Consider the following 24,802-nt stretch of genomic DNA (forward strand, 5'->3'; position numbering starts at 1 on the left):
CTTCCCGTGCGCCACCACCCCCGAGAAGGGCGTGATCACGCCTCCGCATTTCCTGCCGGGCAACTAGTGACCGGCGCCGGACCCGCCAACTCCAGCGGGTCTCAAGGCATCGTTTGCTGCGGTTCGAGGCACAGCAATGCGGAGGGGGCGGACCATGAGGCTCAGGTGCAGGGACGACGTATGTGCGCAGCTCGAAGGCGCGCTGACGGCATGTACGTCCGGGACGGCGGGCCTCGTGCTCCTGGAAGGCGCGGTCGGCTGCGGGAAGACGGAGATGCTCCTGCACGTGGCCGAAACCGCCGAGCGGCTCGGCGCCCTGGTGCTGCGGGCCGCCGGTTCCACCCGGGAACGCGACGTCCCCCACGGCGTCCTGCGCCAGCTGACCGCGGGACTCCCCGACGACACCCTCCCGGCCGCGGCCGGTGGCCGGGAGCCGCTCACGGGCCGCGAGTTCATCGCGGCGCTGCGCACCGCCGCCGAGCGGACCCCCGTCGTCCTGTGCGTGGACGACCTCCACCACACCGACCCCGCGTCCCTCGAACGACTGCTGGACGTGGCCCGCGCCGTACGCGGCGAACGGCTCCTGCTGGTCCTGGCCGACGCGCCCCACGAGCACGCGGACAGCCCGCTCGCCCGCACCGAGTTCCTGCGCCACCCCGGCTTCGTCCGGATCCCGCTCGGACGGCTCGACGAGAGCGGCACCGCCGCCCTGCTGGAGGACCACACCGGCCGCCCCGCGACGGCCGAGGGCACCGCCTGGCTGTACGGCGCCACCGGCGGGAACCCGCTGCTGCTGCGCGCCCTGCTCAGCGAACGGCCCCGCTCCGTACGCGGCCCCGCCGACCGGTGGCCGGAACCCGCACCGGGCGGCCCCTTCACCCAGGCCGCGCTGACCTGCCTGCACCGCGACGGCGCGGACTCCCGCACCCTCGCCGTGGCCCTCGCCGCCCTCGGCGACGACGCCACCCCCGAACTGACGGCCCGGCTCGCCGGCACCGGCCCCACCGCGGCCGCCCGCGCGGCCGCCGCCCTGGAGGCCTCCGGGCTCACGGACGACGGGCGGCTGCGCCACCCCGCCGTCGCCGCCGCCGTCCTCGACGGCGTCTCCCGGCACGAACTCGCCCTGCTGCGCACCCGCGCCGCCCACGTCCTGCACGAGGCGGGCGCCCGGGCCGCCGCCGTCGCCCCGCACCTCCTCGCCGCCTCGGAGGCCGGAGCCGGATCCGAGGAGGCACCGCGCGGCGACTGGCCCGTCCGGGTCCTGCGCGAGGCGGCCCTCCAGGACCTGGTCGACGACGAGACCTGCGACCGGGCCGCCGCCTACCTGGAGCTCGCCCGCACCCTCTGCGCGGACGAGCAGACCGGCTGGGAGATCGGCCTCCAGCTGGCCGCGGTGACCTGGCGCAAGCACCCCGCCGCCGCCGAACGCCACCTCGACGGGCCGCTCGCGGCACTGCGCCGCGGCGGCCTCGGCCCCGCCGCGGCCGGCCGGCTCGCCCGGCTCCTCGTCGCGCAGGGCCGCATCGAGGACGCCGCCGAGGCCCTCGAACGCATGGCGGACCCGCGTACCGCCGCCCGTACCACCCGCGAGGACCCGCTGCGCGAACTCTTCGCGCTGCCCCCGGCCACGGCCCCCGCGGGCGCCCCGGCCGCCGGACCCGGCTCGCCCGGCGACCACCCGGGCAGCCCCTCCCGTACCGGCACCGCCGAACTGCGCTCCTCCGCCGCCCTGTGGACCCACCCCGACAGCGCCGGCGACGAACAGGCCGCCGAACGCCTCCTCAAGGGCACCCCGCTGGCCCACGCCACCTTCGACCCCATCGTCCAGGCCGTCCGCACCCTCGTGCACGCCGACCGCCCCGACCGGGCCGTCGTCTGGTGCCGGCGCCTGCAGACCGAGGCGCAGCCCGCCGACAACCCCGGCTGGCAGTCCGTGTTCGGGCTCGTGCACTCCGAGGCACTGCTGCGCCTGGGCGACCTCGCCGGCGCCGAGCGCGAGGCCTCCGCCGCCGTCGACGCCGTCGCCGACCGGGGCGGACTGTTCCTCTTCGGCCCCGTCGCCACCCTCGTCACCGCCCTCACCGCGATGGGCCGCTACGACGCCGTGGCGCGCCGCCTCCAGATGCCCGTCCCCGAAGAGCTCTTCTCCAGCGTCTACGCCCTCAACTACCTCAGGGCGCGCGGCTACTACTACCTGGCCACCCACCGCCACCGCGCCGCCCTCGGCGAGTTCCTCGACGCCGGCCGGCTCGCCCAGCGCTGGGGCCTGGACCGGCCGCGCCAGCTCCCCTGGCGCACCGACGCCGCCGAGGCCCTGCTGCGGCTCGGCGAGCACCGCCAGGCCGAACGCTTCGTCGTCGAGCAGCTCGCCACCTCCGGCGTGCGCAGCCCGCGCGTGCGCGGCGTCTCCCTGAGGCTGCGCGCGGCCACCTCCGAACTGCGCCAGCGCCCCAAACTGCTCACCCGGGCCGTCGACGAACTCAGCCGCTCCGGCGACCGGCTGGAACTGGCCAAGGCCCTCGCCGACCTCGGCCGCGCCCTGCTCCTGCTCGGCGAGGGCACCCGGGCCGGCATGGTCACCCGCCGGGCCTGGCACCTGGCCGCCGACTGCGGGGCCCTGCCGCTGTGCGAGCAGATCATGCCGGGCCAGACCGGGACCGAGCAGCGCCCCGCGCCCGTCCAGCGCACCGAGGAGTCCCCGGAGGCCGAGCAGCTCAGCGAGTCCGAGCGGCGGGTCGCGGCGCTGGCCGCGTACGGGTACACCAACCGGGAGATCTCCGCCAAGCTCTACGTCACCGTCAGCACCGTCGAGCAGCACCTCACCCGCGCCTACCGCAAGCTCGGCATCTCGCGCCGCCAGGACCTGCCCATGGACCTCCAGTTCGACAGCCTCGAAAGCGCCTTCCCCGGGGCGGGGGTCGCGTAGCGGCCGGCGGGCGAGTCCGCCCCGGCCCGGGTCCCGGCGCCCGGACTGGGGTGGCCAGGGGCCCCGGCAGGGGTGGGTCCCGGGCACGCGCCGCCGTAACGTCGGGCGCGACGCGTGCAAGCGAGCGATGTTGGGGGAACCGTGGTCCGTCGGCCTTGGGACGTGGAGTGCCCGGACGCACCCGTACGGCTGTTCTGCCTTCCGTGGGCCGGCGGCAGCGCGGTGACGTACCGGCGCGGCTGGCCGCAGGCGCTGGCCCCCGACGTCGACGTCCACGCCGTCGAACTGCCCGGCCGCGGAACCGAGTTCGGGGACCCGCCGCCGCGCCGCGTCGAGCCCCTGCTCGACGCGCTGATGACACGGGTCGTCCCGCTCGTCGACCGCCCGTACGCGGTCTTCGGCCACAGCATGGGCTCCATGCTCGGCCTGGAGCTCACCCGCCGGCTGGTCGCCGCCGGCCTGCCCGAGCCGATCCGGATGTTCGTGTCCGGCAGCGGCATGCCGGGCCGCCGCCCCCGCACCGGGGGCACCCCGCTGCACGAGCTCCCCGAGAACGAGTTCCGCGAGTGGCTGCGCACCACGGGCGGCACCCCCGCCGAGGTCTTCCGCAACCCCGAACTCCTGGACCTCGTATCCCCCCTGCTGCGCGCCGACTTCGAACTCTGCGACGCCTACCGCCACCGGCCCGCGCCGCCCTTCGGCTGCCCCGTCACCGCGATCGGCGGCGACGCCGACCCCTACGTGCCGGTCGACGCGCTCGCGGAGTGGGCCGAGATCACCACCGGCCCCTTCGACCGCCTGGTGCTGACCGGCGGCCACTTCGCCTTCCAGGACCACCTGGACCGGGTCCACGCCTTCGTCGCCGCAGCCCTGCGCAGCGCCGTACGCGGCCTCACCCACTGACCGGCGGCCGGCGGCGGCACAGGGGTGGACGGGGGACGGACAGGGGTGCCCGGAGCGGACGCAGGGGTGTCCGCGCCCGGATCAGGGGTGAGGACCGGGCCTGCGGTGATCCAGTCTTGGAAGGGGCCGTACGCGTCAGGAATGATGATCATCTCTTGATCGCACGTGCGCATCGGGATTCGGTACCAAGGGGAAACTGGTGATCATCAGTTGATGCGGGAGTTCGAGAACGCCGCCCGGCAGGCAGGCTTCGTCCTGGACGACGCCCAGCGACAGGCCGCCCTCAGGCTCGGTGAACTCGGCGCGGACGTCACGCGCAAACGGGGACTGTTCGGCCGCGGCGCCAAACCCCCGCGCGGGGTGTACCTGTGGGGGTCGGTCGGCCGCGGCAAGAGCTGGCTGACCACCACCCTGTACGAGGCCGTGCCCCTGCGGAACAAGCGACGGCTGCACTTCCACGACTTCTTCCGCGAGTTCCACGCCGCCTACCACCGCCACCAGGGCGACCGCCGGGTCACCGACCTCGCCGTCACCGAACTGCTGGGCGACTGCCGCTTCCTCGTCTTCGACGAGTTCCACGTCCACGACGCCGGTGACGCGATGCTGATCGGCCGCGTCCTGCGCTCGATCCTCGACCAGAGGATCACCCTGCTCACCACCTCCAACTACCCCCCGGCCGGACTGCTCCCCAACCCCGTCTTCCACGAGATGTTCCTGCCGACGATCAAGATGCTCGAAGAGACCATGGACGTCGTCGAGCTCGGCGGCGGACGGGACTACCGGGCCGAGTACGCGCCGGGCACCGCCCGCTCCGAGTTCGAACGAGGGGCCTACCTCTGGCCCGGCACCGAGGAGCAGCTCGCCGAACACGGCCTCGGCCTCCCGCGGGCCGGCGACCGGCAGCAGGTGGAGGTGACCGGTGGCCGCACCGTCCAGGCGCTGGCCGTCGACGACGAGCGGATCTGGTTCGACTTCCACGACCTGTGCGACCGGCCGAACTCGACCGGCGACTACCTCGCACTGACGGACCGCCACCCCGTCTGGGTGCTCTCCGGCCTGCCCCGCCTGGCCGGCGAGGACCGCGACGCGGCCCAGCGGTTCGCCAACCTCATCGACGTGCTCTGCGACCGGGACGTACGCCTCGTCCTCGTCGGAGAGGCACCGCTCGACGAGGTGCTGCGGGGGGAGTCCCTGCCGCTCGACGTCAACCGGACCGCGAGCCGCCTGTCGCTGCTGTCCGCCACGGCCGACTCCGACGTGCACTGAGCGGGGCCCGGACGGTGCGGAACGCGCGGCCCCCTCCGCAGCTGTTTCCGACATCAGACAACAAAGGGCAATGCCGATGGCGACCGAACAAGAACTCCGCGACTACCTGAAGCGCGCGACCGTCGAACTGCGCTCCGTCAAGCAGCAGCTCCACGATGCCGAGGAAGCGGGCCACGAGCCCATCGCCATCGTCGGGATGGGCTGCCGCTTCCCCGGCGGGGTGACCTCGCCGGAGGACCTGTGGCGGCTGCTCGACGGGGGAGTCGACGCGATCTCCCCCTTCCCCGCCGACCGCGGCTGGGACCTCGACGCGCTGTACGACCCGGACCCCGAACGGCCCGGGACCACGTACACCCGCGAGGGCGGGTTCATCGACCGCGTCGCCGAGTTCGACGCCGCGTTCTTCGGCATCAACCAGCGCGAGGCCCTCGCGATGGACCCCCAGCAGCGCCTCCTGATGGAGACCGCCTGGGAGGTCGTCGAACGGGCCGGGATCGACGCCGCCTCGCTGCGCGGCAGCCGCACCGGCGTGTTCCTCTCCGTGATGTACCACGACTACGCCAACCTCCTGGAAGGCCGGGAGAACCTGGCCGGCTACGTGATCAACGGCAGCGCCGGCAGCATCGCCTCGGGACGCATCGCCTACACCTTCGGCTTCGAGGGCCCCGCCCTCACCGTGGACACCGCCTGCTCCTCCTCGCTGGTGACCCTGCACCTGGCGGCCGAGTCGCTGCGCCGCGGCGAGTGCTCGCTGGCGATGACCGGCGGCGCGACGGTCATGTCCACCCCCGCCTCCTTCGTCGAGTTCAGCCGCCAGCGCTCGCTCGCCCCCGACGGCCGCTGCAAGCCCTTCTCCGCGCACGCCGACGGCACCGGCTGGTCCGAAGGAGTGGGCATGCTCCTCCTGGAACGGCTCTCCGACGCCCGCCGCAACGGCCACGAGGTCCTCGCCGTGATCCGCGGCTCCGCCGTCAACCAGGACGGCGCGAGCAACGGCCTGACCGCCCCCAACGGCCCCTCGCAGCAGCGGGTCATCGGGCAGGCCCTGGCCAACGCCCGGCTGACCGCCGACCAGGTCGACGCGGTCGAGGCCCACGGCACGGGCACCTCCCTCGGCGACCCGATCGAGGCGCAGTCGCTGCTGGCCACCTACGGCCAGGAGCGCCCGGCGGACCGGCCGCTGTGGCTGGGCTCCCTCAAGTCCAACATCGGCCACACCCAGGCCGCCGCCGGCGCCGGCGGGGTCATCAAGATGGTCATGGCCATGCGGCACGGCGTCCTGCCGAAGTCCCTGCACGCCACGGAGCCGACCCCGCACGTCGACTGGGCCTCCGGCGCGGTGGAACTGCTGGCCGAGGCCCGGCCGTGGCCCGAGACCGGACGCCCCCGACGCGCCGCCGTCTCCTCCTTCGGCATCAGCGGCACCAACGCCCACGCCATCCTGGAACAGGCACCCGCCCCCGGCCCGGCCCCCCTCCCCGCCGAGGCCCCCGCGGCCGGCGGCGAGGACACCGCCGCGCCCGCCGCCCTCCCCGCCGCCTTCGCCCCCGGCGCCGCCGCCACCGCCTGGCCGCTCTCGGGCCGCACCGCCCCGGCCCTGCGCGCACAGGCCGGGCGGCTGCGGGCCCTCGTCCGGGCCGACCCGCACCTCGACCCGTACGACGTGGGCGGCGCCCTGCTGCACGCCCGCTCGGCCTTCGAACACCGCGCGGTCCTCCTCGCCGACGGCCGCGACGGCTTCCTCGGCGGCCTGGACGCCCTGGCCTCGGACGCGGACGGGAACGCGGACGGGGACGCGGGCCGGCTCACCGCCGGCCGGCTCCCCGCCGGGCCGGTCACCGGCGTGGCCCGGTCCTCCGGCGTCCGGCCGGTGTTCGTCTTCCCCGGCCAGGGCTCGCAGTGGACCGGCATGGCCCTCGAACTCCTCGACACCTCCCCGGTCTTCGCCGCACGCGTCGAAGCCTGCGCGGCCGCGTTCGCCCCCCATCTGGACTGGTCGCTGACCGACGTCCTGCGGGCGGCGGACGGAGCGCCCTCCCTGGACCGGGTGGACGTCCTGCAGCCCGCCCTGTTCGCGGTGATGGTCTCCCTCGCCGAACTCTGGCGGGCCTGCGGCGTCGAACCGGCCGCCGTGGTCGGCCACAGCCAGGGCGAGGTCGCCGCGGCCGTCGTCGCCGGCGCGCTCTCCCTGGCCGACGGGGCCAGGATCGTCGCCCTGCGCAGCCAGGCCCTGCTCGAACTGTCGGGCACCAGCGCCATGGCCTCCGTCGCCCTGCCCGCGGACCGCGTCGAGGACCTGCTGCCCGCGTGGGACGGCAGGCTCTCCCTCGCCGCCGTCAACGGACCGACCTCCGCGGTCGTCGCGGGCGACCGCACGGCCCTGGACGAACTCCTGGAGAAGCTCACGGCCGACGGCGTCTGGGCCCGGCGGGTCCACGGCGTGGACACCCCGGGGCACTCGGCCCGCATCGAGGAGGTGCGCGAGCGGATGCTCGACGCCCTCGCCCCGGTCGCCCCCGCCGGATCCGCCGTCCCCTACTACTCCACCGTGACCGGCACCCTGCTGGAGACCGAGGAGCTGGACGCCGGCTACTGGTACCGCAACATGCGCCAGACCGTCCGGCTGGAACCGGCCGTCCGGGCCCTGGCCGCCGACGGCTACGCCCACTTCCTGGAGATCGGCCCGCACCCGGTGCTCGGCGTGGGGCTGGCCGAGACCCTCGAACAAGCCGGCACCGACGCCTTCCTGGGCGAGACCCTGCGCCGCGACTCCGGCGGCCCCGCCCGCTTCCTGACCTCGCTCGCCACCGCCCACGTCCACGGCGTCGACGTGGACTGGGCCGCGGCGCGCTCCGGCCGGCCGGCCCGGCCCGTCGACCTGCCCACGTACGCCTTCCAGCGCAGCCGGTACTGGCCGGAGGCCTTCGCCCCCGCCGGCGACGCCACCGCGCTCGGCCTCGGCTCCGCCGGACACCCCCTGCTCGGCGCCGCCGTCCCGCTGCCCGACACCGACGGCTTCCTCTTCACCACCCGCCTCTCGCGCACCTCCCATCCCTGGCTCGCCGACCACGCCCTGCTCGGCGACGCGCTCCTGCCGGGCACGGCCTTCCTGGAACTGGCCCTGCACGCCGGCCGCCGGCTCGGCTGCCCCCGGGTGGAGGAACTCGTCCTGGAGGCCCCGCTGCCGCTGCCCGAGCAGGGCGGTGTCCAGGTCCAGCTCACCGTCGGCGCACCGGACGACGCCGGCCGCCGGCCGGTGGCCGTGTACGCGCGCGGCGACGGCCCGGACGGCGGCGACGGCCCGGACGGCGACCCGGCCGGGGCCGGGCGGCCGTGGACCCGCCAGGCCGGCGGGCACCTCGCCCCGGACACCGCCCCCGCCACCGCCGGCTTCGGCGTGTGGCCGCCCGAGGGGGCGCACCCGGTCGACGTGACGGACCTCTACGACCGCTTCGCCGAGGCGGGCTTCGGGTACGGGCCCGTCTTCCGGGGGCTGCGCGCCGCGTGGCGCCGGGGCGACGAGGTCTTCGCCGAGGTCGGCCTCCCCGAGGACCAGCGGGACCCGGCCGGCCGCTTCGGCCTGCACCCCGCCCTCTCGGACTCCGCCCTGCACGCGATCCCGCTCGGCGCGCTGCCCGGCGGGGACGGCGGGGACGGCGGGGACGGCGGGATCGGCCAGGGGCGGATGCCCTTCTCCTGGCACGACGTGACCCTGCACGCCACCGGCGCCACGGCCCTGCGGGTCGCCCTCGCGCCCGCCGGCAACGACGCCGTCTCCCTCCAACTCGCCGACCAGACCGGCCTCCCGGTGGCCACCGTCGCCTCCCTGGTGCTGCGCCCGCTGACCCGCGACCGGCTCGCCGCCGCCCGCTCCCGGCACGCCGACGCGCTGTTCCGCCTCGACTGGACCCCGCTCCCGGCCGCGCAGGCGGCCCCCGGCGGCCCCTGGGCGGTGCTCGGCGGCGCCACCCCCGGCCCGGCGGCCGGCGCGCAGCGGATCGGGCACCTCGCGGAGCTCACCGCCGCCCCCGCGCTCGTACTGGCCTCGCCCGCAGCGGGCGCCCCCGACGTGCGCTCCGCTACCGCCGCCACCCTGGAACTGCTGCGGTCCTGGCTCGCCGACTCCCGCCTCGCGGACTCCCGCCTCGCCGTCGTCACCCGGGGCGCCGTGATGACGGGGGAGGCCGACGGGGCCCCGGACCTGGTCCAGGCCGCCGTGTGGGGCCTGGTGCGCTCGGCGCAGTCGGAGCACCCCGAGCGGTTCCTGCTGATCGACCTGGAGCCGGCCGCCGGGGACACCGCCGAGAGCGCGCTCGGAGCCGCCGACGAGAGCGCCCTGGGCCGGGCCGTGGCCTCCGCGGAACCCCAGACCGCGCTGCGCGGCGGTACGGTCCACGCCCCGCGCCTGGCCCGTACGACCACGAGCGCGACCGCCGCCACCGCGACGGACGCCGCCCCCGCACCGCGCGAGCCGCTCCTGGCACCCGGCGGTACCGTCCTGGTCACCGGCGGCACCGGAACCCTCGGCCGGGCCGTCGCCCGCCACCTGGTCACCGAACACGGCGTACGCCACCTCCTGCTGGCCTCCCGCTCCGGCGGCGCCGAGGACCTCGTCGCCGAACTGTCCGAGGCGGGCGCCTCGGTCACCGTCGCCGCCTGCGACACCGCCGACCGCGACGCCGTGGCCGCCCTCCTGGCCTCGGTCCCGGCGGCCCACCCGCTCACCGCCGTCATCCACACGGCGGGGGTCCTGGACGACGGTGTGATCGAGTCCCTCACCCCGGAGCGCTTCGACGCGGTCCTGCGCCCCAAGGCCGACGCGGCCGGGCACCTCCACGAACTCACCGCCGGCCTGGACCTGTCGGCGTTCGTCCTCTTCTCCTCCGCCGCGAGCCTGTTCGGCGCCCCCGGCCAGGGCAACTACGCGGCGGCCAACGCCTACGTCGACGCCCTCGCCCAGCACCGGCGCTCCCTCGGCCTGCCCGCCCAGTCCCTCGCCTGGGGCCTGTGGGCCGAACGCAGCGGCATGACCGGGCACCTCGACGGGGCCGGCATCGCCCGCATCGAGCGCGCGGGCGCCCAGGCCCTGACGACCGCCGAGGGCCTGGAACTCCTGGACGCCGCCCTCACCCGCGACGAGGCCGTGCTCGTGCCGATGCGGGTGGACCTCGCGGCGCTGCGCGCCCAGGCCGCGGCCGGCGAGAGCGTGCCGTCGCTGCTGCGCGCCCTGGTCCCCGTACCGGTGCGCCGGGCAGCGGCCGTCGAGGCGGCGCCGCCGACCTCCCTGGCGCAGCAGCTGGCGGGACTCCCGGAGAACGAGCGCACGCGGATCCTGTCCGACCTGGTGCGCGGCCACGCCGCCACCGTCCTCGGCCACGCCGGGCCGCAGGCCGTCGAGGCCGACCGGGGCTTCCTGGAACTGGGGCTGGACTCCCTCACCGCGGTCCAGCTCCGCAACCGCCTCGGCACCGCCACCGGGCTGCGCCTGCCCACCACCCTCGTCTTCGACTACCCGACGCCGGCCGCGCTCGCCGCCCACCTGCGCGGCCTGCTCGTCGTCGAGGAGGTCCGCCCGCCGGTGTTCGGCGAACTGGACCGGCTGGAGGGCACCCTGCGGGCGGTCGCCTCCGACGCGTCCGAGGACGTACGGGCGGATGTTTCCGCGCGCCTGAACGGCCTGCTGGCGCTCCTGGCGACGGCATCGCCCGCCGGGCCCGCGGACGGGACGGACGCGGACGGGGGCACCGGTGCCACCGCGGCCCTGGGCACCGCCTCCGCCGACGAGATCTTCGACTTCATCCGGGCGGAGTTCGGCAAGTAGGGACAAGCAGGAGGGCCTGCGCCGGGCGGAACGATCCGCCGGGCGCAGGCCCTTTCCTTTTCCCGCTTCCCGCTACGGGCGCAGTCGCACCGGAAGCGTCTCCAGGCCCTGCATCATGAAACTCTTGCGCCAGCGCAATTCCGAATCCGGCACGGCGAGGGAAAGGCCGGGGAATCGGGTGAGGATATCGCGCAGCGCGATTTCCATTTCCGCACGGGCGAGCGGCGCGCCGACGCAGTAGTGGATTCCGTGCCCGAATCCCAGATGTCCGTTGGTGGACCGGGCCACATCGAGCATGTGCGGGCAGGCGAACTTCGCCTCGTCCCGGTTGGCCGACCCGAGCAGCACCGACACGTATTCGCCCGCCCCGACGGTCACGCCGCCCAGTTCCAGCGGCTCGGTCGCGTAGCGCAGGGTCGCCCGGTTCCCCGGACCCTCGTAGCGGAGGAATTCCTCGTTGGCGGCCGGAATGAGGGCCGGGTCCTCGCGGACCGCCGCGAGCTGTTCCGGATGGTTCAGCAGCGCCCGCACGCCGTGCCCGATCATGTTCACGGTGGTTTCGTATCCCGCCACCACCAGCAGGAAGACCGTCGAGACCAGTTCCACGTCGGACAGCTGGTCCTGGTCGTCGCGGGCGGTCACCAGGGCGCTGATGAGGTCGTCGCCCGGATCGGCCCGCTTCTGCTGGATCATCGCGCCGATGTGCTGCCCGAACTTCGCCATGTTCGCGCCGGCGTTCTCGTTGTCGTTCGACATGATGGCGCCCGTCAGCCCCACCAGGATCGGCAGGTGCTCGGCCGTGATGCCCAGCAGCTCCCCGAGCACCTTGACCGGGAACACCGCGGTGTAGTGCTCCACGAGGTCCACGGTGCCGTCGCCCGATTCCGCGGCGGCCTTCTCGGCCGCGTCCAGCAGGTCCGCGCTGATCCGCTCGATCGTGGGCCGCAGCCGCTCCACGCTCCGCGCGGTCAGGGCCTTGTTGACCAGCTTGCGCAGCCGGGTGTGGCCCGGCGGGTCCATGTTGAGCATGTGCCGGCCCACCGAGCTGTGCTCCAGCCGGGGTGTGCCGCCGGCGCTCATCTCGCGGTCGAAGTAGCCCAGCTCGACGGAGGTGTCGATGTCCTTGGACAGCGCCGGGTGGGTCATCGCGACCCGGGCCTCCTCGTGGCTGACAACCGCCCATACCCGCAGGCCGCTGGGCAGCAGCATCCGGTGCACCGGCCCCTGCGCCCTGAGGCCGGCGAAGGCCGGATAGGGGTTGCTCAAAAACTCGTCATCCATTATCGGAAGGGACACGAATACTCCTCGGATTGCTTTATAGGGGTTGCCTGGCGGGCTCTGGTAGGGGTTTCCTCAGGGGTTTATAGGGGCTGATAGGGGTCGCCCTGGGTAACACCACTATTGAAGTTGATCTCGCTTGTCGGTTCGCATAGTATCGGCCGCCTGGCGGGGGAAGCCAAAGAAATTCATAAAGCTTTCTCCCGTTCGGTAAGAGCATTGGTCCGGATCAATGTGGTCGATCGGATGCGAGGGACACGCAATGGGGGAGCAGGGTGTGCGGGCCGGCCTTGTCAGGCCGATCTCGGAACTCCTCCGGGAGCACGCACGCGAGCGCGCCGCCCGGACCGCCTACTCCGACGGGACGCGCGGCGTCACGTACGGGGAACTGGCGACGACGACGGGCCGGCTCGCCGGTCACCTCGCCGCCCTCGCGGACGGCCGCGGCCGACGCGTCCTCGTCCACCTGGGCAACCGGGTGGAGACGGTCGAGGGATTCCTCGCCGCGACCCGGGCGTCCCTCGTCGCCGTACCGGTCAACCCGCACGCGGGGGACGCGGAACTGAGGCACGTCCTCGACGACTCCGAAGCCGTCCTCGTCATCACCGACGCGCCCCGCCTCGCGCAGTACCGCCGCCTGGACGCGGTCGGCCACGGCATCCGCTTCGTCGTCCTCTCCGCACCGGGCGACACCCCCGAGGACACCCACGAGGACACCCCCGCCACCCCCGCCACCCACGACGTCCACGACTTCGCGCGGCTGTGCGCCACCGACCCGGCCGTGCCCGCCCCGGACGACCTCGGCCTCGACGAGGTCGCCTGGATGCTCTACACCTCCGGCACCACCGGCGCCCCCAAGGGCGTCCTGTCCACCCAGCGCGCCGGCCTCCGGTCCGTCGCGGCCGGCTACCCGGCGGTCCTCGGCATCACCGAGGACGACCGGCTGCTGTGGCCCCTGCCGCTGCACCACAGCTTCGCGTTCAACCTTTGCGTCCTCGGCGTCACCGCCACCGGCGCCTCCGCGCGGATCATGGCCGACTTCACTCCGGGCGAGGTGATCGCCGAACTGCGCGCGGCCCCGTACACCCTGATGGCGGCCGTCCCGACGCTGTGCCACCACCTGCTGGACAGCGCGGGCGAGGGCGAACCGGCCCTCACCGGACTGCGGGCGTTCCTGGTGGCCGGCGCGGTGACCGGCGCGGCCCTCGGCGAACGCTTCGCCGAGGCCTTCGGCGTCCCGCTGATCGACAGCTACGGCAGCACCGAGACCACCGGCGTCATCACCTGCAACCCGCTCACCGGACCGCGCGTCCCCGGCTCCTGCGGCCGCCCCGTACCGGGCCTGGGCCTGCGCGTCGTCGACCCGGCCACCCGGCTCGACGTCCCCGGCGGCGACGAGGGCGAGATCTGGGTCGACAGCCCCAGCCTGATGCTCGGCTACCACCACGCCCCCGAGGCGACCGCGGCGGCCTTCCACGACGGCTGGTACCGCACCGGCGACCTGGGACGGCTCGACGCCGACGGCTTCCTGACCATCACCGGACGGCTCAAGGAACTGATCATCCGGGGCGGCGAGAACATCCACCCCGCCGAGATCGAGGACCTGATCCGCGCCGACGAAGCCGTCGCCGACGCCGCCGTCGTCGCGCGCCCCCACCCCGGACTAGGCGAGGTCCCCGTCGCCTACGTGGTGCCCAAGGACGGCCGGAGCCTGTCGCCCGCGGACATCCTGACCCGGTGCCGCGAGCAGCTCGCCTACTTCAAGGTGCCCGCCGCGCTCCACCTCACGACCCGCATCCCCCGGACCGCCTCCGGCAAGACCGTCCGCGGCCTGGTCGGGAACGGCTCCGAGCCCTCGCGGCTCCTCGCGGCCGGCTCCACCCACCACGAGCGGGTCGGCCGGACCCTGCCCGAACCGGCGCCGCTGCCCGCCTCGCTCCCCGCCGACGACACGAGCGCACTGGCCGGCACCCCCGTGCTCCTGATCACCGGACCGGGCGAGCAGGACCGCGCCGCGGCCCTGGCCGCCCACCTGACCGGCGCCCACCTGTGCCCGGACGTCGTCCGCGCCGCCTGCGACCCCGCCGACGCCGAGGCGGCCGACCGTGCCCTGACCGGCTTCGACACGCACGCCGTGGTCCTGCTCACCCCCACCGGGCCCGGTGCCGTACCCGGTACCGTCTTCGACGCCGTCGCCCGGCGCCTGCGCGCGGACGGCCGTACGGCGCTCTCCCTGAGCGCGGCACCGGAGGTCACCGGGCGGGAGCTGGCCGAAGGCCTCGACGCCGCGCTGATCGAGGGCGAACCGGCCGTCCGCGTCCACGCGTTCGGCGACGAGCCGGCACGCGCCACCGCCACCGCCACGGCCACCGGGGACCCGGCACTGACGCTGAGGCTGACCGCGGAACTGGCCCCCCTGGGCGAGGCCGGCCGCGAACGGCGCCTGCTGCGCATCGTCGCCGACGCCATCGCCGACGTCCGCGGCACCGCCCCCGCCTCCGACCCCCGCGAGCGGTCCCGGCCGCTCGGCTTCGACTCCATGGCCTCGGTCAGGCTGGCCACGCGCCTGTCCACCGCCACCGGCCTGCGGCTTCCGGCCTCGCTGGCGTTCGACCACCCGAGCCCGCTCCTGCTGGCCCGCTTCCTGCGCGGCGCACTCCTCGACGGGACCTCCGCCCCCGCGCCGGGGGAGCGGGCCGGGCAGGACCCGCGGGCCGACGCCGCCGACCCGGTCGTCGTGGTCGGCGCCGCCTGCCGGTTCCCGGGCGGTGTGGGATCGCCCGAGGAACTCTGGCGGCTGGTCGCCTCCGGCGCCGATGCCGTCGGTCCCTTCCCGCAGGACCGCGGCTGGGACCTCGACGGCCTGTTCGACGCCGACCCCGACGCGCCCGGGACCACGTACACCCGCGACGGCGGGTTCCTCGACGGGGCCGCCGACTTCGACGCCGGCTTCTTCGGGATCTCCCCGCGCGAGGCCCTCGCCATGGACCCCCAGCAGCGGCTGCTGCTGGAGACCTCCTGGGAGCTGTTCGAGCGGGCGGGCATCGACCCCGACTCCCTGCGCGGCAGCCGCACCGGCGTCTACGCCGGGCAGATGTACCACGACTACGCGCCCCGGCTCGCCGGGGAGAGCGGCCTGGAGGGGTACCTCAGCACGGGCGGCGCGGGCAGCGTCCTGTCGGGCCGGCTGTCCTACTTCTACGGGTTCCAGGGCCCCGCGCTGACCGTCGACACGGCGTGCTCGTCCTCCCTCGTCGCCCTGCACCTCGCGGCCGAGGCCCTGCGCCGGGGCGAATGCTCGCTCGCCGTGGCCGGCGGTGTCGCCCTGATGTCCACCCCGGCCTCCTTCGTCGACTTCAGCCGCCAGCGCGGACTGGCCCCCGACGGCCGCTGCAAGCCCTTCGCCGCCGCCGCCGACGGCACCGCCTGGTCCGAGGGCGTCGGCCTGCTCCTCGTCGAGCGGCTCTCGGACGCCCGCCGCAACGGCCACGAGGTCCTCGCGGTCCTCAAGGGGTCCGCGGTCAACCAGGACGGCGCATCCAACGGCCTGTCCGCCCCCAACGGCCCCTCCCAGCAGCGCGTCATCCGCCAGGCCCTCGCCAACGCCGGCCTGACGGCCCGCCAGGTCGACGCCGTCGAGGCCCACGGCACGGGCACGACCCTCGGCGACCCCATCGAGGCGCAGGCGCTCCTCGCCACCTACGGACAGGACCGGGCGGCGACGGACCGGCCGCTGTGGCTGGGCTCCGTCAAGTCGAACCTGGGCCACACCCAGGCCGCGGCGGGCATGGCCGGCGTCATCAAGATGATGACGGCGATGCGCCACGGCATCCTGCCCCGCACCCTGCACGTCGACGCGCCCACCCCGCACGTCGACTGGACGGCCGGCCGGGTCGAACTGCTCGGTGAGAGCGTCACCTGGCCCGAGACGGGCGAACCCCGCCGGGCCGCCGTCTCCTCCTTCGGCATCAGCGGCACCAACGCCCACGTCATCCTGGAGGAAGCACCGCCCCTCAGCGCGCCGGAGCCGCCGACGGCGGACGCCCCCCTGCCCCTGTGGGTGCTGTCGGGCCGGGACGCGCAGGCGGTGCGGGCGCAGGCGGGCCGGCTGCTGGAGCGGGTGACGGCGGACACGGACCTGCACGTGGCGGACGTGGCCTTCTCGCTGGCGACCTCGCGGGCGGCCCTGGGCACCCGGGCGGCCGTGGTGGCGGCGGACCGGGACGGTCTGCTGTCCGCCCTGGAGGCCCTGGCCGCGGGCCGTCCGGCGTCCGGGGCCGTCGAGGGCGCGGTGTCCGGCGGGAAGCTTGCCTTCCTCTTCTCCGGCCAGGGCGCGCAGCGTCCGGGGATGGGCCGTGAGCTGTACGGGGCGCAGCCGGTGTTCGCCGGGGCGTTCGATGAGGTGTGCGCGCACTTCGACCTGCCGCTGAAGGAGCTGGTGTTCGGGGGCGGCGAGGAGATCCACCGCACGGAGTTCACCCAGCCGGCCCTCTTCGCCGTCGAGGTGGCGCTGTACCGCCTGCTGGAGTCCTACGGCATCCGCCCCGGCTTCCTGGCGGGTCACTCGATCGGCGAGATCGCCGCCGCGCACGTGGCCGGGGTGCTGTCGCTGGCGGACGCGGCCCGGCTGGTGTCGGCCCGCGGCGCGCTGATGGGCGCGCTGCCGGAGGGCGGCGCGATGGTCTCCGTCCAGGCGGCCGAGGCCGAGGTCCGCCCGCTACTCCGCTCCGATGTGGACATCGCGGCGGTCAACGGGCCCTCATCAGTGGTGATTTCAGGCGCCGAGCGGGCCGTACTGGAGGTGGCCGCGCAGCTGGCCGAGCGGGGTCACAAGACCAAGCGCCTCACGGTCTCGCACGCCTTCCACTCCCCGCTGATGGAGCCGATGCTGGAGGCCTTCCGCGAAGTCGCCGAGTCCCTGACCTATGCGGCTCCGGCGATCCCGGTCGTCTCCACCCTCACGGGCACCCTCGCCACCGCCGGGGAACTGACCTCCCCCGCCTACTGGGTGACGCACGTCCGCGAGGCCGTCCGCTTCCACGACGCCATGCGCCACCTGGAGACGGCCGGCGTCCGCACCTACCTGGAGATCGGCCCCGACGCCGTCCTCACCGCCATGGGACAGGCCTGCCTCGACGAACCCGCCACCCTCCTGCCCCTGCTGCGCCGCGACCGCGCCGAGACGGTCACCCTGACGTCCGCCCTCGCGGGAGCGTTCGTCCGCGGCTTCGACCCCGACTGGACGCGCCTGCTGTCCGGTCGCCGCGTCGACCTGCCGACGTACCCGTTCCAGCGGCAGCGCTACTGGCCCGCCGCGCCCCTGACGGCCGCCTCCGGTCGCCTCCCCGAAACGGACGACGACCTGCTCTACCGCGAGACGTGGGAGCGCCTCGACGACCCCTCCGAGGCGCCCGCAGCGCCCGGCTCCTGGCTGGTCGTCACGGACGCCGGCCGCCGGGCGGGGGCCACCGACGCCGTCCTCGCCGCGCTGGCCGACCGGGGCGCCCACGTCGTGGAGCTGCCCCTGACCGCCGCCGAGCACGACCGGACCGTCCTCGCCCGGCGGATCGCCCCCGCCCTCCCGGCGGACGGCCTCGCGGGCGTGCTGTCCCTCCTCGGCGTCGACACCGGCGTCAACACCGACACCGGCACCGGCGTCGGCACCGGCGGAGAGACCGCCGACAGCGCCGACGCGACGGCCGCCACCCTCGCCCTGATCCAGGCCCTCGGGGACACCGGCCTGTCGGCGCCCCTGTGGATCGCCACGCGCGGAGCCGTCGCGGTCGACGGCCACGACGACGGCCCCGTGCGTCCCCGCCAGGCCCAGCTCTGGGGCCTGGGCCGGGTGGCCGCGCTGGAACTCCCCGCCGGCTGGGGCGGCCTGGTCGACCTGCCCGAGGAGCCCGACGCCGACGCCCTGCGACGGCTGTGCGCCCTCCTGTGCGGCGGCGCCGACGAGGACGAGACCGCCCTGAGGCCCTCCGGGCTCCACGCCCGGCGGCTGGTGCGGACCGGCTGGTCGGGGTCGCAGCCCGCCCGCGACTGGTCGCCGCGCGGCACCGTCCTGGTCACCGGCGGCACCGGCGCCCTCGGCGGCCACGTCGCCCGCCGGCTCGCCGAGGCCGGCGCCGACCACCTGCTGCTCGTCAGCCGGCGGGGCGCCGACGCCCCCGGCGCCGCCGCGCTCGTCGAAGGCCTGGCCGCCCTGGGGGCCGAGGTCACCCTCGCGGCCTGCGACGTCTCCGACGAGGACGCCCTCGCCGCCCTGCTCGCCGAGGTGCCGGCCGAACATCCGCTGACGGCCGTCTTCCACACGGCCGGAGTCCTCGACGACGGCGTGCTGAGCGCCCTCACCCCCGCGCAGCTCACCGGCGTACTGGCCGGCAAGACGGACGCCGCCCTCACCCTGCACCGGCTCACGCGCGGCCTGGCCCTCGACGCGTTCGTCCTCTTCTCCTCGCTCGCCGGCGTCCTCGGCGCCGCCGGACAGGGGAACTACGCGGCGGCGAACGCCGCCCTGGACGCCCTCGCCCGGCAGCGCCGCCGCGAAGGCCTGCCGGCCACCGCCGTCGCGTGGGGCGCCTGGGACGGCGAGGGCATGGCCGCGGCCGACGCCGTCGTCCGCGAACGCATGCGCCGCACCGGCTTCCGCCCGATGAGCCCGCGGCGGGCCCTGCGGCTGCTGGACGGCGCGATCCGCCACGGCGAAACCGCCGTACTGGCCGCCGACATCGACTGGGACCGGTACGCACGGGCCCACGGCCCGGCGGCCCGCCGGGCCGTCCTGCGGGCGATCACCGGCGCGGCGCTCCCCGGACCGGCGTCCGGATTCGCCGGCACGCTGGCAGGCCTGAGCCCGGACCGGCAGCGCGCGGCCCTCGTCGAACTGATCCGCGGGCACGCCGCCGACCTGCTGATGCACCCGTCACCGGACGCCATCGCCCCCGAGCGGTCCTTCCGGCAGCTGGGCTTCGACTCGCTGGCCTCGGTGGAACTCGGCAGCCGGCTCGGCGCGGTCACCGGACTGCGCCTGCCGGCCTCCCTCGCCTTCGACTACCCCAGCCCGGTCGCGCTGGCGGAGTTCCTGCGGGGCGAACTGGTCGGTTCGGTGACCGAGGCCGCCGTGGCGGGCCCGGTGGCGGACGCCGCCGACCCCGTGGTGGTCGTCGGGGTCGCCTGCCGCTTCCCGGGCGGGGTCACCTCGGCCGACGGCCTGTGGACCCTGCTGGCGGACGGCGTCGACGCCGTGGGCCCGTTCCCGCAGGACCGCGGCTGGGACCTCGACGGCCTGTTCGACGAGGACCCCGACGCGCCCGGGACCACGTACGCGACGGCGGGCGGCTTCCTGCCCGCCGTGGGCGACTTCGACGCCGGCTTCTTCGGGATCTCCCCGCGCGAGGCCCTCGCCATGGACCCCCAGCAGCGGCTGCTGCTGGAAACCTCCTGGGAGCTGTTCGAGCAGGCGGGCATCGACCCCGACTCCCTGCGCGGCAGCCGCACCGGCGTCTACGTCGGATCCAACGGCCAGGACTACACGGCCCTGGTGGCGCGGTCCGCCGAGGACCTGGAGGGCTACCTGGGCACGGGCGGCGCGAGCAGCGTCGTCTCGGGCCGGATCGCGTACAGCTTCGGCTTCGAGGGGCCCGCGCTGACGGTGGACACCGCCTGCTCGTCCTCCCTCGTCGCCCTGCACCTCGCGGCGGAGGCCCTGCGGCGCGGCGAGTGCGGACTCGCCCTCGTCGGCGGGGTGACCATCATGTCCACCCCCGACGCCTTCGTCGACTTCAGCCGCCAGCGCGGCCTGTCGCCCGACGGGCGGTGCCGGGCGTTCGCGGCGGCGGCCGACGGCACCGGCTGGTCCGAGGGCGTCGGCCTGCTCCTCGTCGAGCGGCTCTCGGACGCCCGCCGCAACGGCCACGAGGTCCTGGCGGTCCTCAAGGGGTCCGCGGTCAACCAGGACGGCGCCTCCAACGGCCTGTCCGCCCCCAACGGCCCCTCCCAGCAGCGCGTCATCCGCCAGGCCCTCGCCAACGCCGGCCTGACGGGCGGGCAGGTCGACGTGGTGGAGGCGCACGGCACCGGGACGCCGCTCGGCGACCCGATCGAGGCCCAGGCCCTGCTCGCCACCTACGGGCAGGACCGCCCGGCCGACCGTCCGCTGTGGCTGGGCTCCCTCAAGTCCAACCTCGGCCACACCCAGGCCGCGGCCGGCGTGGCCGGCGTGATCAAGATGATCCTCGCGATGCGGCACGGCCTCGTCCCCAAGACCCTGCACGTGGACGCCCCGACCCCGCAGGTCGACTGGACGGCGGGCGCGGTCCGGCTGCTGACCGACCCCCTGGCCTGGGCCCCGGCGGACGAGCCGCGCCGCGCGGCCGTGTCCTCCTTCGGGATCAGCGGCACCAACGCGCACGTCATCCTGGAGGAGGCACCCCCCGCACCCGCCGCCCCCGCACCCGCAGCCCCCGCCGGGCCGTCGGACCGCTCTCCCGCCGCCGCGCCCTGGCCGCTGTCGGGCCGTGACGCGGACGCGCTCCGCGCCCAGGCCGAGCGGCTGCTGGCCCGGGTGTCGGCCGATCCCGGGGCCGACCTCACGGCCGTGGGCCGGTCGCTGGCGGTGAGCCGCAAGGCCTTCGAGCACCGTGCCGCCGTGGTCGCACACGACCGGACCGAGGCCCTGGCCGCCCTGGAGGCTCTGGCCGGCACGGCCCCCGACCCGGCCACCCCGGGCAGGTCCGCCTTCCTCTTCACCGGCCAGGGCGCGCAGCGCCCCGGTATGGGCCGTGAGCTGTACGAGGCCCAGCCGGTGTTCGCCGCCGCGTTCGACGAGGCGTGCACCCACTTCGACCTCCCCCTGAAGGACCTGGTGTTCGGGGGCGGCGAGGAGATCCACCGCACGGAGTTCACCCAGCCGGCCCTCTTCGCCGTCGAGGTGGCGCTGTACCGCCTCGCGGAGTCGCTGGGCCTGCGTCCGGACTTCGTCGCCGGTCACTCGATCGGCGAGATCGCCGCCGCGCACGTGGCCGGGGTGCTGTCGCTGGCGGACGCGGCCCGGCTGGTGTCGGCCCGCGGCGCCCTGATGGGCGCGCTGCCGGAGGGCGGCGCGATGGTCTCCGTCCAGGCGGCCGAGGCCGAGGTCCGTCCGCTGCTGTCGGCCGACGTCGACATCGCGGCGGTCAACGGTCCGTCGGCGGTGGTGGTTTCGGGCGCCGAGGCGGCCGTCCTGGAGGTGGCCGCGCAGCTGGCCGAGCGGGGCCACAAGACCAAGCGCCTCACGGTCTCGCACGCCTTCCACTCCCCGCTGATGGAGCCGATGCTGGAGGCGTTCCGTGAGGTCGCGGAATCCCTCACCTACCACGCCCCCGAGATCCCGCTCGTCTCCACCCTCACGGGCACCCTCGCCACCGCCGGGGAACTCACCTCCCCCGCCTACTGGGTGACGCACGTCCGCGAAGCCGTCCGCTTCCACGACGCCGTCCTCCACCTGGAGGCCGCCGGCGTCCGTACGTACCTGGAGATCGGCCCCGACGCCGTCCTGACCGCGATGGCCCAGCAGTGCGTCACCGAGGCCCACGCCGGGGCGACCGGGTTCGTCCCCCTCATGCGCCGCCGCCAGGCCGAGGAGCACACCCTCGCCGCCGCCCTGGCCGCGCTGTTCGCCCGGGGCACCGACCCCGACTGGGCCGCGTACTTCGGCCCCGGTACCCGCTCGCCCGGCGTGCCCGGCTACGCCTTCCAGCGGCAGCGCTACTGGCCGCGCCCGCGCCCGGCCGGAGCGTACGAGCCGGACGCGCACCCGCTGCTCACCACCGTGCTCGACCACGCGGCCTCCGACGAGGTGGTCCTCTCCGGCCGCCTGTCGGCCCGTACGCACCCGTGGCTGGCCGACCACGTGGTCAACGGCACGGTGATCGTGCCCGGCACCGCCTTCGTGGAGATGGCCCTGCGCGCCGGCCGCGAGGCGGGCTGCGACACCCTCGACGAGCTGACCGTCCTCGCCCCGCTGCGCCTGCCCGAGGCCGCCGTGGCCGAGGTCCAGACGGTGCTGGCACCCGCGGACCCCGACGGGGAACCCGGGCCCCGGTCGGTGGCCGTGTACGCGCGGCCGGCCGGTGACCCCGACGCGGCCTGGACCCGGCACGCGAGCGGGATCCTCACCGGCTCCGCGCCGGCCGTCGTCCCGCCGGCCGGGTCGCTGGTGTGGCCGCCGGACGGTGCCGAACCGGTCGGGGCGGGCGACGCGTACGTCCGCGCCGCCGCCATGGGATTCGACTACGGCCCGGCGTTCCAGGGCCTGAAGGCCGCCTGGCGCCGGGGCGACGAGATCTTCGCCGAGGTGGCCCTGCCCGCGGCGGACGCCGACGACGCGGCACGGTTCGCCTTCCACCCCGCCCTCTTCGACGCCGCCCTGCACACCGGCTTCATCGAGTCGCCCGGCGGGTCCGACGACGCCGGCCGGCTGCCGTTCACCTGGCAGGGGATGACCCTCCACCGGCCGGGCGCGGCCTCGGTACGGGCCCACCTGACGCGGACCGACGCCGACACCCTGTCGCTGGAGATCACCGACGCGCTGGGCGAACCGGTGGCCTCGGTCACCTCGCTGACCCTGCGCCGGATGCGCCCGGAGGACCTCGCGGGCGACGCCGCGGCCCTGCTGGAGACCGACTGGCAGCCGCTGGAGCCGGGCCCCGCGCCCACGGGCGCCGTGGCACTGCTCGGGCCCGACCCGGCGTCCGCCCCGACCACCGACCCGTCGTCCGCCCCGACCACCGACCCGGCGTCCGCCCCGACCACCGCCCCGGCGTCCGCCCTGGCCGATGCGCTCGCACCACTCGGCGTAGCCGTCACCACACACCCGGACCTGGAGGCACTCGAACGGGCCGCCGAGGCCCCCACCACGGTCCTGCACCTGCTGGAACTGCCCGAGCCGGCCGACCGGGACGACCTGGCCCGCCACGCCCGCGAGGCGTCCTGGCGGACCGCCTGCCTGCTGCGGCGGTGGACCGGGTCCCCGCTCGCGGAGACGGCCCGGCTCGTCCTGGTCGTCCCGAACGGCGACCCGGCCGGCACGACCCGGGGAGCCGTCCGCGCCCTGCTGCGCACCGCACAGGCCGAGCACCCCGGAAAGTTCCTCGTCGTCGAACTCGACGGGCGGCCCCGGTCCTGGGCCGCGCTGCCCGGCGCCCTCACCGTGGACGAGCGGGAGGCCGCCGTCCGCGACGGGAAGCTGCTGGCCCCCCGCCCGGTCCGCAGGGCCCAGAGCCCGACGCCCCCCGGGACCGCCCCCGCCGCCCCGGCGCCCGCCATCGACGGCACCGTCCTGATCACCGGTGGCACCGGCGGCCTCGGCGCGGTCGTCGCCGAGCACCTCGTACGCCGGCACGGCGCCACCGACCTGCTGCTGCTCAGCCGCAGCGGCGCCGACGGCCCGCGCGCCGGGGAACTCGCCGCGGACCTGCGCGGACTCGGCGCCCGCGTGACGCTCGCCGCGTGCGACGTCGCCGACCGCGAGGCCCTCGCCGCCGCGCTGGCCGCGCTGCCCCCGGACCGCCCCCTCAAGGCGGTCGTCCACGCGGCCGGCGTCGTCGACGACGGACTGCTCGGCACCCTGACGGAGGAACAGTTCGAACGCGTCATCCGGGTCAAGGCCTCCGGCGCCGTCGCCCTGCACGAGCTGACCAAGGGCGCCCCCCTTGACGCGTTCGTCCTCTTCTCGTCGGCGGCCGCCGTCATGGGCAGCCCCGGCCAGGCCAACTACGCCGCCGCCAACGGCTTCCTGGACGCCTTCGCCCACCACCGCCGCGCCCTCGGCCTGCCCGCCCAGTCCCTCCAGTGGGGCCCCTGGGCCGAGGAACGCGGCATGGCCGGCCGGCTCGGCCCCGAGGCCGTCGCCCGCATGGCCCGCCACGGCACCGTCCCGCTCACCAACGCCGAAGCCCTCGCCCTGCTCGACGCGGCGCTCGCGCTGCCCGACGTACCCAACCTCGTCGCCGCCCGGCCGGCCGCCGCCCCGGCCCGCACCCCGGCCGGCGCCCGCCCGCCCCGCAAGCAGCCCGCCGCCGAGCGCGGCGTGTTCGCCCGCAGGCTCGCCGGAGCGGACGCGGACACCCGCCGCAGGCTCCTCGTCGACCTGGTCCGCAACCAGACCGGATCGGTCCTCGGCCACGGAACCTCCGCCCACGTCCCGGCGGAACGCTCCTTCCGGGAACTGGGACTGGACTCGCTGGCCGCCATCGAACTGCGCAACCGGCTCGGCGCGGAGACCGGACTGCGGCTCTCGCCCACGCTCGTCTTCGACCACCCCAGCCCGGTCGCCCTGGCCGAGTTCCTCGACCGCGAGCTGGCACCGGCCGGCGACCGGCCGGACCCGGCCGTCGTGCGCCGGCTCGACGACCTCGCGGCGGGCCTGCGCACCGCCGCACCCGACCCCGTCACCGCCCGCTACCTGGAGGACCGGCTGCGCGCCCTGCTCGCCCAGGTCGGCGGCCCGGTCCGGCCACCGGCCGCCACCGATGTGGACGACGTCAGCGACGAGGAGCTCTTCGACATCCTGAACGGAGAAATCGGCCTCTGAGCCGTCTCCCCCCGGCAGCCGCACGGCCGGCCCG

Annotated in this window: 6 protein-coding genes; 5 read left to right on the forward strand and 1 reads right to left on the reverse strand. The window is 75.8% G+C overall.

Features of this window, described 5'->3' with window-relative positions; all coding sequences use genetic code 11:
* The first annotated feature begins 154 nt into the window (after positions 1-154).
* From ACZ5D2_RS22125 to ACZ5D2_RS22140, 4 genes are all read left to right on the forward strand, one after another.
* Complete coding sequence (locus ACZ5D2_RS22125) at positions 155-2,926, forward strand: helix-turn-helix transcriptional regulator (protein ID WP_331733111.1); 2,772 nt, start codon at positions 155-157, stop codon at positions 2,924-2,926.
* A 141-nt stretch (positions 2,927-3,067) separates the two neighbouring features.
* The gene (locus ACZ5D2_RS22130) at positions 3,068-3,829 is read left to right on the forward strand and encodes a thioesterase II family protein (protein WP_331733108.1); all 762 of its coding nucleotides are present in this window, start codon (positions 3,068-3,070) and stop codon (positions 3,827-3,829) included.
* 213 nt (positions 3,830-4,042) lie between these two features.
* On the forward strand, positions 4,043-5,095 hold the full coding sequence (gene zapE / locus ACZ5D2_RS22135; RefSeq protein ID WP_331733103.1) for a cell division protein ZapE: 1,053 nt from the start codon (positions 4,043-4,045) through the stop codon (positions 5,093-5,095).
* 106 nt (positions 5,096-5,201) lie between these two features.
* The gene (locus tag ACZ5D2_RS22140) at positions 5,202-10,916 is read left to right on the forward strand and encodes a type I polyketide synthase (protein ID WP_468931339.1); all 5,715 of its coding nucleotides are present in this window, start codon (positions 5,202-5,204) and stop codon (positions 10,914-10,916) included.
* A 72-nt stretch (positions 10,917-10,988) separates the two neighbouring features.
* Here ACZ5D2_RS22140 and ACZ5D2_RS22145 read toward each other — a convergent pair whose 3' ends face one another.
* Positions 10,989-12,197 (reverse strand): cytochrome P450 family protein, encoded by a 1,209-nt coding sequence (locus ACZ5D2_RS22145; protein WP_468931310.1) that lies wholly within the window; start codon positions 12,195-12,197, stop codon positions 10,989-10,991.
* A 259-nt stretch (positions 12,198-12,456) separates the two neighbouring features.
* Here ACZ5D2_RS22145 and ACZ5D2_RS22150 point away from each other — a divergent pair, with 259 nt between their 5' ends.
* A complete protein-coding gene (locus ACZ5D2_RS22150; protein WP_468931313.1) occupies positions 12,457-24,768 on the forward strand; it encodes an SDR family NAD(P)-dependent oxidoreductase in 12,312 nt (4,103 codons plus the stop codon).
* The last annotated feature ends 34 nt before the right edge of the window (positions 24,769-24,802 follow it).

The organism is Streptomyces sp. NPDC031479 (genome assembly GCF_055581065.1).

What these genes read in the sequence shown, in the direction of transcription:
- ACZ5D2_RS22150 (WP_468931313.1), top strand. Translation starts at nt 12,457, where the DNA reads ATGGGGGAGCAGGGTGTGCGGGCCGGCCTTGTCAGGCCGATCTCGGAA.
- zapE (WP_331733103.1), top strand. Translation starts at nt 4,043, where the DNA reads ATGCGGGAGTTCGAGAACGCCGCCCGGCAGGCAGGCTTCGTCCTGGAC.
- ACZ5D2_RS22145 (WP_468931310.1), bottom strand. Translation starts at nt 12,197, where the DNA reads ATGGATGACGAGTTTTTGAGCAACCCCTATCCGGCCTTCGCCGGCCTC.
- ACZ5D2_RS22125 (WP_331733111.1), top strand. Translation starts at nt 155, where the DNA reads ATGAGGCTCAGGTGCAGGGACGACGTATGTGCGCAGCTCGAAGGCGCG.